Below are 12,940 nucleotides of genomic sequence, written 5' to 3'. Positions count from 1 at the left end.
TCTTCAAATGGTGAAAGTCTCAGAAAAAACTACCGAAATCATGTCCTCAAAAAAGGAAATTTTGAATGATTACAAACTTGCCGTAGAAAGTAGGGAAGATAGCTATATCGGCCGAAAGGAAGTTTTCATGGGTAAAGCCAAATTTGGAATTTTCGGAGATGGAAAAGAGCTGCCTCAAATAGCCATGGCAAAGGTTTTTAAGAATGGAGACTTTCGATCTGGCTATTATCGTGATCAAACTTTTATGATGGCGATTGGGGAATTGACATCACAGCAATTTTTTGCTCAGCTATACGCACATACTTCAGTAGAGGATGAACCTGCATCAGCGGGACGTATGATGAATGGTCATTTTGGTACTCGTCTGATAGATGAAAAGGGTGAATGGAAGGACTTGACGAAAATGAAAAATTCCAGTTCAGACATTTCCAATACCGGTGGTCAAATGCCAAGGTTGTTAGGATTAGCGTATGCCTCTAAGCTATATAGAAATAACCCTGCCCTAAAAAAGTATAAGCAGTTTTCTGTCAATGGAAATGAAATAGCTTTTGGCACTATAGGAAATGCTTCCACTTCGGAAGGTCATTTCTATGAGGCCATGAATGCAGCTGGAGTACTTCAGGTGCCTATGGTTATGTCTGTCTGGGATGATGAATACGGTATATCAGTGCCTAAAGAGTATCATACAACAAAAGGCAGTATTTCAAAGGCCTTGGCAGGGATGCAAAGAACGGCGAAAGAAAAAGGATTTGAAATTCTGACTACTAAAGGTTGGGATTATGTGGATCTGTGTAAGACTTTTCAAAAAGCTGAGAAGATTGCACGAAATGAGCATGTGCCTGTATTGGTTCATGTGGAAGAAGTTACCCAGCCTCAAGGACACTCTACCTCAGGTTCGCACGAAAGATATAAATCTAAGGAGCGCTTAGAATGGGAAGCTAAATTTGATTGTCTCAAGAAGATGCGTGAGTGGATTTTGGATGAAAAATTGGCTACTGGAAAGGAATTGGATGCCATTGAGGAAGCAGCTAAACAAGTAGCGAAAACAGCTCGAATTGAGGCGTGGAAGGCTTATACTACGGCCATAGATTCCGATGTGGCTTCTTTAATCGGGATGATTGATTCTGTCGCTGAGCGTAGTGCAGAAAAAACAAAATTACTTTCTATCGCTAAGAATCTTAAGGAAGGCCTGAATATCAACAAGCTTGAATTGACCAAAGGAGCGAAGAAAGCTTTGAGGTTGACGAGACAAGAGCCTTCCAGAAGTAGAGATATGCTCGTTCATTGGCTCAAAAAGAATGATGAAAAAAGATATGACGAGTATTCTTCTCATTTGTATAGTGAGTCTAAATACTCTTCATTAAATATTGGTGAAGAAGCTCCCAAGTACTCAGAAGGTTCAAAAATGGTAGATGGTCGCGAAGTGCTTCAAGCCTGTTTTGATGAAGCTTTGAACAGAAATCCATTAGTATTTGCCTTAGGAGAGGATGTCGGAAAGATTGGAGATGTGAACCAAGGGTTTGCTGGTTTGCAGGAGAAATATGGAGAGTTAAGAGTCACAGATACAGGTATTCGGGAAACCACAATTATTGGACAAGGTATCGGGTCTGCTCTACGAGGTTTGCGACCAATTGCCGAAATTCAGTATTTGGATTACTTACTTTACGCAGTTCAAACTTTATCCGACGACCTGGCAACTTTACAATATAGAACCAAAGGAGGTCAAAAAGCTCCGTTGATCATTCGGTCAAGAGGACACCGATTAGAAGGTGTATGGCATTCTGGTTCTCCTATGGGGATGATTATCAATGCGTTGAGGGGTATAAATGTTTTGGTGCCTAGAAATATGACACAAGCAGCTGGGATGTATAATACGCTTCTTGAGTCAGATGATACAGCTTTGATTATAGAATGTTTGAACGGCTATCGTCTAAAAGAAAGAATGCCTGATAACGTAGGCGAGTTCAAAGTGCCATTGGGAATACCCGAAATCATACGAGAGGGCGAGGATGTGACAGTAGTGACGTATGGCTCAATGTGCCGTATTGTAATGGACGCTGCGGTAGAGTTGGCCAGTTATGGGATTGAAGTTGAGGTAATTGATGTGCAAACTTTATTGCCATTTGATAGACATCAAAGCATCATATCTTCCATAAAGAAAACAAACCGATTAATTGTTGCTGATGAAGATGTGCCTGGAGGTGCTTCAGCCTATATTCTAGATAAATTAGTCGTAGATCAGGAGTGCTTTAGGTACTTGGATAGTCAGCCAGTGACAATAGCTGCAAATGAACATAGACCAGCTTACGGGTCTGATGGTGATTACTATTCTAAACCAAGTGTAGAAACCATTTTCGATAAAGTATATGAAATGATGGGAGAAACAGATCCAAATACTTATCCAGATATTTACTAGACTATCGGATCAATTGATCTAATGTAACGTCACCAGTCTCTGTATACTCACTGCGATTTCGACTACGATCCATTATTCTGAATTTAATACTAAAAGTATCTTTTCTGAGTACAGTTCTAAAGCCTGTGGATACCATTGAATATTTAATGGTACCTTCTAAGGAAGCAGACTCGGATGCGCTTTCATAATCTAGTATTGGAAATCTTCCATCAAAAGAAATTCCACAGCCGTATTCGCTAGTCAGATACCTCCAGTCTATTTCTTCGTAATTTTCTCTTCCTCTTTTTCGATAGTATTTAACCTCAATATTGTTCCTGAAAGGGTTCTTTTCTAAAAATATAGTATCCTGTTCGTATGAGGATAAATCAACTTCATCTGGGTCTGTCCCTGGAAGAAGATAGGTCCTGTCTTCATAGTTTATGTACAGAATTTCATAATTAATACAATCATAAGAAGGTCTAATGTCTTCATTGATTTCAATTGTTTTGTCATCGTCAGGGTTCACTATGGTCATGGGAAGAGCCACTTCTTTTTGATTGTAAGTAATCAATTGATTGTTGGCATCAAAGTAGAAAATGTAGTCTTGATAAGGAGGGTAATTTTCATTCCCTTCTATTCCTAAATCCCCATCTCCATCCTGAAAATCGAAATAGAGTATCAAAGAATCAGGATTGCCATTCTCGGTCAACTCAATATACTGAAGGTTGTTGAATTGAATTTGAGGAATGATTGGGAATGGATCGGGCTCTTTGCAAGAATATAATGCCATAATTACGCAAATAGTAAAAAATGGAGCCGACGAAACATTATTCCAAAAATTAAACTTTTCCTTCATCCAATTAAAATTACATTTGCTAAAAATACTGATATTAATACAATTGATCTCTTCTAATCCCTTACTATTTCTAACTTATGAAACTTATAAATAGTTTCAAAAATAAGAGTAGCAAAGTTAACTCTCAATCTTATGATAAGGTAGCTATGGCGCTGTTTCATTTTCAAGCGCAGGAATGTGTAGTATACAGGGACTACATAGAACATCTTAATCTCGATCCGGCCTCGGTTAAGAGTATTCGTGAAATTCCATTTCTGCCCATTGACTTTTTTAAAGAACATAAGGTCAAGACTGGTGAATGGGTTGAAGAAGAAATATATCTGAGTAGTGGAACCACTGGGTCGAATAGGAGTGAACATCATATTCAAGATTCTACTTTTTATCTATCCAACGCAAAGTTAATTTTTGAGCAGATGTATGGTCGATTGACTAACTATACATTTTTTGCCCTATTGCCATCTTATCAGGAGCAAGGTCATTCTTCTTTAGTGAAAATGGTGGATCATTTTATTGAAGACAGTAATAATAACCTTGAAGGGGGCTTTTATCTAGATCGGAAGGATGATTTATTGTGCGATTTGCAAGAGTCGTTGAAGAACAATGATAAGTCTGTGGTTTTGTTTGGTGTGGGTTATGCTCTTTTGGATTTGGTAGACAGAGCCATGAAAAATAACATAAAATTAGATGGACTCCGAATTATTGAGACAGGAGGTATGAAGGGGCGAAGAAAGGATATGGTAAAAAGCGAGTTTTATCAAATCCTTCAAAAAGGATTTGGAGACGTTCAAATAGATTCTGAATATGGGATGACCGAATTGCTTTCTCAAGCGTATTCTTTTAATGCCAGAACATACCAATTGCCATCTCAGATGAAGATATTGATTCGTGATCCTGAAGATCCATTTTCAAATTTGGAATGTGGAAGAATGGGAGGGATGAACGTTATTGATTTAGCCAATGTGCATTCTTGTGCTTTTATCGAGACTAAAGACCTTGGTCGGGTGTTAGAAAACGGTGAATTTGAAATTTTGGGAAGAATGGACAATTCTGATATTAGGGGATGCAATTTGATGGTTGTTTAACCGTTCAAAGAAAACCCGGCTATTATTTTATGGAAAATCAATATTTCACAGAAAGTGTAATATTTTTTATATATTTATGTTCTAATATTGAAGCAGGTAATTGATAATAACAAAAGATGAAAGTAAAGATACTTATAGTGGCCTTGGTAGTTTTTGCAATGAGCGCATGTACGCAGAGAACATGTCCTACTTATGCAAAAGGTGATGTGAACTCTACAGAATTGTCTAAGTAGAAAATAAAGACGTTTAAAATATTTTACTATGCGGATCACTAGTTGGTGTCCGCATATTTTTTTACATCTTCTACTGTTATTTTGTCCTCTGACATGATAATGAGCCTTTCAACCACATTTCGCAATTCTCTGATATTTCCGGTCCAATCTCCTTTTTTGAGCTGATCTAGTGCTTTTGCCTCTATTTCTTTTTTACTAGTACCATATTCTGCAGCTATATCTTCGAGGAACTTATCTACTAGTAATGGAATGTCATTTGACCTTTCTTTTAAAGAAGGAACTTTAATTAGTATCACACTCAATCGATGGTAAAGATCTTCTCTGAATCTTTTTTGATTAATTTCTTCTTTGAGGTCTTTATTTGTGGCGGCGAGAACCCTAACATTTACTTTGATTTCTTTTTCTCCACCGACTCGAGTGATTTTGTTTTCTTGCAAGGCGCGAAGCACTTTAGCTTGAGCTGACAAACTCATATCCCCAATTTCATCCAAAAAAAGAGTTCCTTGATCAGCTTGTTCGAATTTGCCTATGCGCTGTTTCACCGCTGAGGTAAATGAGCCTTTTTCATGACCGAAAAGTTCGCTTTCAATCAACTCAGAAGGAATAGCGGCACAATTTACTTCAACAAGAGGTTTTTTATTTCGATTGCTAAGTTTGTGAATAGCATGTGCTACAAGTTCTTTTCCTGTACCATTTCCACCAGTTATTAGCACTCGTGCTTCTGTTCCAGCCACCTTTTCAATAGTTTCTTTTACTTCTTGAATAGGTTCGGATTCACCTACAATTTCATTTGACTTTGCTACTTTCTTTTTTAATACTTTAGTTTCCTGAATCAAGTTAGACTTATCCAAAGCATTTTTTATAGTAAGCAGAAGTCTGTTTAAGTCTGGTGGCTTTTGAATGAAGTCATAAGCTCCTTTTTTTGTTGCATCTACGGCAGTGTCGATGTTTCCGTGCGCCGAAATCATGATGAACTGAGGAGTGTGATCAAGCGCTCGTGCATTTTCAAGAACTTCAATTCCGTCCATTTCAGGCATTTTGACATCGCATAATACAACATCAAAATCTTCTTCCTTCAGCTTTTCTAAACCGACTTTGCCATTTTCTGCTTCATCTATTTTATACTTTTCGTATTCTAAAATTTCACGAAGGGTATGACGAATGCTTTTTTCATCGTCAATAATTAAAATCTTTGTCATATTGGTTTAAAGTAAGTAATAGGCCTATAAGCCGGGTTCTGTATTCCGACTAGTCGGAACCCTTATCATTTATCTAGTCCCAATATTGCTATCGGAATCTATCAATCTACCCATTCTACATTCTGATCCCGATAGCTATCGGAACGAGAACGGAGCGAGCCACCCCTTGCAGAACCTATTTGATCTTTCAACTCGTAAGGTTTACCTAGCCTCCTTCATCACTGTTGGAGCGGTGAGCTCTTACCTCACCATTTCACCCTTATCCCGACAAGTCAGGACGGTTTGTTTTCTGTTGCACTTTCTCCCCGATAAATCGGGACTTCCCGTTAAGAAGTACGATGCTCTATGTTGCCCGGACTTTCCTTCCCGGCCCCGATTGCTATCGGAACATCGGAACGATAAGGCGGCCTATGAAACAAAACTAATAAATTAAATAATTGTGAATGAGACTTAGTGAAACTAAAAAATATCCTGACCTGTAATACTTAGCTCCCATTTATCTGCTAATAGAGCTACTTCTTGAATGGCACATTTAAGATACTTGTCAGATATGGAATCCATGGGAGATCTGGATTCAACTTTAAGGAAGCCATTTACAATAGTAAACTTACCATAAGTAGATCGGTGATTTTCTTCGAGTAAATCTTTGAAACGAATTTTGTCTTCAGCCACGCAGACTTTAGAGGATATTGATATTAGATTATTTTCCTGATCAATCTCACCTACAACAGCTTGTTGTCGATCCATTTCAAGAGGTACAACAATGACAGATCGCTGATCATCATACTCTGAAAAATTGCCTTTGATTTCTTCGGCGTAGGACTTCATGAAATTATTCAATTCCATTAGTAAGTGGTTTTGATTTCTTATCTAAAAGTAAACATAATAATGGGTTAGTAGAAGTCTAGATAAGGAATATTTTAGATTTCTTTGGAAGCTTTTGAATCTTCTGTTACACTTTCCCTTTTCGAAATGTTCTTTTTTCTATTGTCGGAAAGAATTTGATTAAGTTGATCGAAACTTTTGATGTATTGTAGACTAAAACCTGTTTCGAAGCTACTCTCTCGAATTTGAGAATTGGTATCATTTAGATCAGAACGGCTATACATTTTGACTCTGAATCTGCCATCTTCAGTGAGTAAATATTCTACAGTCCAATCTCCTATGATAGTACTGACGTCACCTTTTGTCTCCTGATTAGGTAAACTGCCTCCCCGTGTCACTCGCAATCGTCCATCGAGAAAAGTATAAGAAAGTCTTAATTGAAATGTATTATAAGCATCATCGGATAATCCAGCTAAATCAACATCTACTTCCAGGTTTTCATCAACTTGCGTAGCCCAGTAGCTTAGTTGATTTGAAACAAATTCACTTATACTATTGCCAAGCGTTTGGCTGTTAACTTGAAAACTGTTTTCTGTTGAAAATTTCCTCAGAATGATCAAACTGAAAACCTGACGATTCATTTCTTGTTCATTGTTTTTCAAATTGGCTTTGAATGCTGTTACGACTTCGTCCAAGGTGACGGAACTATTCGGCAGCTGATTGTTCGGAGGATAGTCCTCTATATTTATATCAAATTTTATGGTAGGGGTGAGCAAATTTCCATTGAGTTGGAGGTCGACAATAGAAGGGTACTTTTTTCTTGTTTCTGGAGAATTGATATCATCAGGGTCCAAAAACCTAACCATCAAAGGAGCAAGAGAGGCCAGTTGACGATAGGAAGCTGAAATATCTAATATCGCTCGATAAGGGTCTCCATACCATGATATGGTGCTTTCTTTTTTAATGTCAAATTCTTTGTTTATGATGTTGTATAAAGTGAAATTATATCCACCACTTTCAATCGTGTAATCTCCGAACATGGTGAAATCTCCATCAGTATTAATTTGAAGTTCGATGTTACCATTACCGCGTCCTCTGATGATATCTCCGGCTTGTACATCAAATATCAACTCGACATAAGCATCAGGAGTGAATTCCAAATCAAAATCTAATTCGACACCTTTGATTTTGAGTTTTTCTTGGGTGTGGACCTCTTCTATCACTTTTTGCACATTGCTTTCGTCTTTTAAATCAACGAATTCAATGTATTCTTTTTTCTCTATTTGTGAATCGGATGATTCTCCAAGAGGAATGGAAAGTCTGGTTCCTTTAGTGGTTTGAGCTTCTGCAGTAATTTGAATATTGTCTATAGCACCTAGAAAGCTGATATTTCCAGTACCATAAGCTACTCCGTAGTATGCGTCGTTGTCTGCTGAAGTAGTATTTAGCAGTTTGAAATTTTCGAAAGAGCCTTCGAAGTCCAATACTAAATTTTTAAATCCATCGTGGAAAATTCCGCCGTATAGGTAGGCTTTATTTTTCTCGTTATCAGCTAATACTAAATTGCTTGTGCTAATCTCATTTTCGTCAATAATTAGATTGCCGTTAAAGAAATAACGGGTATTCAAATAATTCACTAATACCTCGCCATTGGTTATTTTTCCTTGTCCCTTGAGGATGGGGTTCGATGGTGAACCTAAAATGCTAAATTGCCCAGAGGCCATTCCTCCTATTTCAGAAAAGCTCTTTTTTATAAAAGGCTCTGCAATTTTCAAATTCGCACTATCGAATTTTGCATTCAGATTGAGTTGATTAGATTCCTTATTGGGATAATAGTCGCCATTGATGTCTATTTTTTTCTTGCCATTTTGAACTAAATCCATGGTCAATACCAAGCGTTCGAATTCGCTATCCCACTTTGAAATACCAAACAAATTACCTAATAAAAAGTTTTCAATTTTTAAGTTACGTGCGATTAGGTTTCCTTCTATGAGATCATTTATTTCTTGTCTTTTTATTTTTATTCGTCCATCAATTGTACCTTCTACTTTATTCGCCATCAAAGATTGAATATTTTGAATATTGAATCCTTTGAGATCTATGTACATAGCTTCGGATGTCTCGAATGAATATTGTCCAGAGATTTCTAGTTTTTCTGGTCCGTTGGACGCTTTTACATTTCTAAAAACCCATTCACCATCTTTATTTATTACTTTGTTCGAAGGATCCCATTTCCATTTTTTTCCAAGTATTTCCATGTTGGATTTTTGAAAATGCAGAATTGTTGAATCCACAAGAAAATTCACTGATGTTTCAATTGCTAAACTATTAGAGAACTCCGGTTGGTCTATGTTCATGGCAACTGTCATGCTGTCTTTATACCATAAGATGTCTGCAAATGCATTTTGAGTTTGATATTTATTCGACCAGTTTTGATTGTTGGAGGAGGCAAAAGCGGATGCGAGTGTGTTTTTTCCAAAGTATTCTTTAGAAACATTTAAGTCTAAGTAATTCTTGGATAATGATACTTGATCAATAGTCAATGAATCTATAGCGCCATATAACGTAAGTCTAGAGGTACTGTCTTGAGTAAATGATCCCTTAAGTATTACTTCTTTTGAAATGTCGAAACCTGGGTAAAAGGGCTTGACAAACTTATTTAGATCCCAGAAATTGAGATCAACATTCACGTCGTATTTCTCTAGTTCTGAGTTGGCTTTTTGGGAATAATAACTTTTTATTTCTTCATGGTCATTTTTTAGGTTAAGTCTTATTTCTTTATAGAATTCTCCAATCGTTTTTAAAAAAACACTGTTTCTAAATTCTCCTTTCATTTCTCCAGTGAGCCCATCAGTTTCAAAATGTATGATTCGCTGTTTTTCAATCAAAGACGAAAGAAACTTCACAGAATCAATGAGGAGCATTTTATCATCATATCCTATACTATTGTTATACAAAGAAATATACCCCACCATGTCATCTATTTTCAACCCTTTCATGTCTATGTCAACAAGTGAGGATAAGTTTAATGGTTGATCGGTTAAACCCAATGCGAAAAGATTTGCTGTATCCAATTTGGCTTTGATGTTGACCTTATTCCGTTGATCTTTCAAATCGATTTTCACATTGCCATTAAATTTAAGGTTAGGGTCTTGGGCGGATAATATCCCATCAAAAAAACCTAATTTGAATTGGCCATTGGTTGATAAATTTTGATAGTTGTAGTCTTTGATTTGGAGTGAATCCACATTTGCAATTAGAGTGAAATCTGTGTTATCAATTCGTAATCCGCTGCCATCTATTTTGCCATTGAGTGTAATGTGTTTAAGCTTATCTTGATTATGGAAGATGGTGCGTAAGTCAAAATTTTCCAGTTCTAACCCTCCAGAATACCACGCTTTATTATTCTCCTTGATTTTAAAGTTTATATCTGTACTTACTTTACCGACAGCGGACGTAAAATTTCCGTTTGCTACAAAATCTGTCAGGAATCCCATAAAACTGCCGTTAAAATCCACCTTGCCCACATTTAGTGCCTGTTGATGATTTTTCGCAGGTAATAGGCTCGTAATGTCTTGAGGGTCTAGAACCGATTCAGCGATTTCAAGGTTAATAAAAGTTTCTTTGATTTTTGGCAGGCCAAAAAATTCTGCATCACCTTCGAATTTGGTATTTCCTTCAGACTGAATATCAAAATTCATCACTTTTAATCTGCCTACAGACCCAGCTATCTGCCCAGTGAATTTTAGATCCTGTTTGAGCTTGGAGAGAGCAGGGCTGAAAAGTGAAATTTCTTCAGTACTTATTACTGAGTTGTTCAGATTAGCATAAAATGAAATACTGTCAACAAAATATTTAAATTGAGATGGGTGATTAAAGTTGAATATTATTGAGTCCTTGATTAGGCTTTTGGATGTGTTTAGGCTTAATCTTGAAAATCTCATTTCTTTTTTGGTAAAAGAAAAGTCACTCACAAATTCTTTTATGTTGAGTTGGTCATTCGGGTCTTGGGAAGTGAAATGATTAATGTTCATACCCAAACTGTCATTTATAAATGCGAAATAGGAAACATGAGCTTGAATAGAATCGAATGCAAAATGACGGTAATCTTTACCTTGAGACACTGAGTCAAATCTTAAATCATTATATGTAAAGAGTCCATCTTTAATTAGAATTTCATCTAAGCTGAGAGCTGTTTTTTTCTCTTTGTTCTTTCTATTCTTCTTGAATATATCTTTTAAGTCGGTAATGAATCGGGATATATTTACTTCTGTAGAATCATCTTCTTTAATTATATGAATATAAGGGCGTTCTAATTCGAGTTTATCTGCATTTAGTTTTCTATTTATGATAAAATCAAAAAGCTTAAAATCTACTTTTATATTATTGACTGAAATGAGTGTACTATCATTTTGATGATCGTATAATCGCACATTTTCTAGAATCATGTGATCAAACCAAGTCAGATTGGCGTGACCAATGCTAACATCAAATCCTGTGTTTTCGGCAATTAGAAATGATACTTTATTTAGAAAGCGAGTTTGTATTTTAGGGATTTGAAATACTGAGAAGGATAATATTCCCAAGGCTACCAATAGAATAGGAAGCCACAAAAATAGCCTGGATAGCCTACGTCTTAATTTTGAATTTTTTTGAGAATTTTCCTTCATAAAACTACTGCTCCGCAAAAGTAATTTGGATTATTTAAACCATAATCATCGGTAATTACGGAACTTTGATTGATGGTACAAAAAATATGCCCAGATTTGTACTTTTGGGCTTAACCTTATACAATCAAAAAAGTCGGAAAAGTGAAAAATGTTATTTTGGCTATCGAGTCTTCTTGTGACGAAACATCGGCTTCTATTTGCATAGATGGCAAGGTGATGAATAATGTGATTGCTACACAGGAAATTCATAGTAAATACGGAGGCGTAGTACCTGAACTAGCCTCTAGAGCGCATCAACAAGCGATTGGGCCAGTAGTAAAGGAAGCGATGGGTAATGCGAATGTATGTATGTCAGACTTGAGCGCGATAGCTTTTACGCAGGGCCCGGGATTGCTTGGTGCTTTGTTGGTAGGTGGAGCATTTGCAAAATCGATGGCATTAGCTCTAGATATTCCATTGATCGGGGTACATCATATGAAAGCACATATATTGGCACATTTTATTGAAGACCCGAAACCAAAGTTTCCTTTTTTGTGCCTAACGGTTAGTGGTGGACATACCCAGATTGTAAGAGTGGATGATTATTTAGAGATGACAGTTCTAGGTCAGACCACAGACGATGCCGTAGGTGAAGCATTTGACAAATGTGCAAAACTGATGGGATTGCCGTATCCTGGAGGCCCGTTGATTGATAAACTGGCTAAAGAAGGAAATAAAGATAAATTCACGTTCAATGAAACATCAATGCCCGGCTTGGACTATTCTTTTAGCGGTATAAAAACCGGCTTTATGAATTTCCTAAATAAGGAGAAAATGAAAGACTCAGAATTTATTGAAAACAACAAAAATGATCTTTGTGCCAGTATTCAAAGGCATTTGATTGATATGTTGATGGAGAAGGTGGAATTGGCTGTAAAACAGGAGGGCGTGAATCAGGTGGCTATTGCAGGTGGTGTTTCAGCAAACAGTGGTTTAAGGGAGAAATTTGAAGATATGGCGGGTGATAAAGGTTGGAAGACTTTTATTCCTCGATTTGAATATTGTACGGACAATGCCGGTATGATAGGTATGACTGCGCACTATCAATGGCTCGCTGGTGACACGGCACCTCTGACCGCTTCACCTATGCCAAGAATGAAATTCTAAAATTGTCCAGTTCATTTTTGGATTTTAACCGGATATAATAAAAATTATAACTTTAATTTGATTGTGTAACGATGAGTAAGGGGAGATTTTCAAATCAAGTAAATATTCGAAACAAGAAAGCAAATTACGAGTTTGAATTTATCGATAAATATGTGGCTGGATTGGTGCTTAAAGGCACCGAAATAAAGTCAATCAAAGAAGGGAAGGCAAGCTTGCAAGAAGCTTATTGTTATATCTCGAAGGGAGAAATGTTTATTAAGGGAATGCATATCGCTGTATATGAACAAGGGACTTTTAATAATCATGAACCTTTAAGAGAAAGGAAACTGTTGTTGAACAGAGTTGAATTGGATAAAATAGACTCAAAAAGTCAGGAAAAAGGGCTTACGATTATTCCAATTAGACTTTTTGTAAACGACAAAGGATACGCCAAATTAGAATTGGCACTAGCTAAGGGAAAGAAGATTCATGACAAAAGAGATAGCATCAAAGAGAAAGATGTGAAAAGAGAGCTAGAACGAAATCAATATTAAC

8 protein-coding genes and 1 other RNA gene are annotated in these 12,940 nt (G+C 36.7%); 4 read left to right on the top strand and 5 right to left on the bottom strand.

The genetic code is table 11. The annotated features are described in order from the left end of the window. Positions 1–40: 40 nt before the first annotated feature. Complete coding sequence (locus ACOQO5_RS05365; RefSeq protein ID WP_420580659.1) at positions 41–2,416, top strand: alpha-ketoacid dehydrogenase subunit alpha/beta; 2,376 nt, start codon at positions 41–43, stop codon at positions 2,414–2,416. Position 2,417: 1 nt separating this feature from the next. Here the strand turns inward: ACOQO5_RS05365 and ACOQO5_RS05360 are convergent, their stop codons facing one another. Beyond that, a complete protein-coding gene (locus ACOQO5_RS05360) occupies positions 2,418–3,185 on the bottom strand; it encodes a hypothetical protein (RefSeq protein ID WP_420580658.1) in 768 nt (255 codons plus the stop codon). A 143-nt stretch (positions 3,186–3,328) separates the two neighbouring features. Between ACOQO5_RS05360 and ACOQO5_RS05355 the strand changes: the two genes are divergently transcribed. After that, positions 3,329–4,333: an acyl transferase gene (locus ACOQO5_RS05355; RefSeq protein WP_420580657.1), complete on the top strand. Its 1,005-nt coding sequence runs from the start codon at positions 3,329–3,331 to the stop codon at positions 4,331–4,333. A 271-nt stretch (positions 4,334–4,604) separates the two neighbouring features. Here the strand turns inward: ACOQO5_RS05355 and ACOQO5_RS05350 are convergent, their stop codons facing one another. From ACOQO5_RS05350 to ACOQO5_RS05335, 4 genes are all read right to left on the bottom strand, one after another. Next, entirely contained in the window at positions 4,605–5,765 is a 1,161-nt protein-coding gene (locus ACOQO5_RS05350) for a sigma-54-dependent transcriptional regulator (RefSeq protein ID WP_420580656.1), read from the bottom strand. 11 nt (positions 5,766–5,776) lie between these two features. After that, an RNA gene (gene rnpB / locus ACOQO5_RS05345) (RNase P RNA component class A) lies at positions 5,777–6,180 on the bottom strand. A gap of 44 nt (positions 6,181–6,224) precedes the next feature. Further along, positions 6,225–6,611, bottom strand: a complete 387-nt coding sequence (locus tag ACOQO5_RS05340; RefSeq protein ID WP_420580655.1) for a hypothetical protein — start codon at positions 6,609–6,611, stop codon at positions 6,225–6,227. Between the two features lie 74 nt (positions 6,612–6,685). Continuing rightward, complete coding sequence (locus ACOQO5_RS05335; RefSeq protein ID WP_420580654.1) at positions 6,686–11,176, bottom strand: translocation/assembly module TamB domain-containing protein; 4,491 nt, start codon at positions 11,174–11,176, stop codon at positions 6,686–6,688. A gap of 225 nt (positions 11,177–11,401) precedes the next feature. On the opposite strand from ACOQO5_RS05335, the gene tsaD reads away from it, so the two are divergent. Both tsaD and smpB read left to right on the top strand, forming a co-directional pair. Continuing rightward, on the top strand, positions 11,402–12,406 hold the full coding sequence (gene tsaD / locus ACOQO5_RS05330) for a tRNA (adenosine(37)-N6)-threonylcarbamoyltransferase complex transferase subunit TsaD (RefSeq protein WP_420580653.1): 1,005 nt from the start codon (positions 11,402–11,404) through the stop codon (positions 12,404–12,406). A 71-nt stretch (positions 12,407–12,477) separates the two neighbouring features. Next, entirely contained in the window at positions 12,478–12,939 is a 462-nt protein-coding gene (smpB, locus tag ACOQO5_RS05325) for an SsrA-binding protein SmpB (protein WP_420580652.1), read from the top strand. Position 12,940: the final 1 nt, after the last annotated feature.

It is taken from the genome of Reichenbachiella sp., from assembly GCF_965223055.1.
Classification (GTDB): Bacteria; Bacteroidota; Bacteroidia; order Cytophagales; family Cyclobacteriaceae; genus Reichenbachiella.
This window is presented reverse-complemented; position numbering and strand designations above follow the sequence as displayed.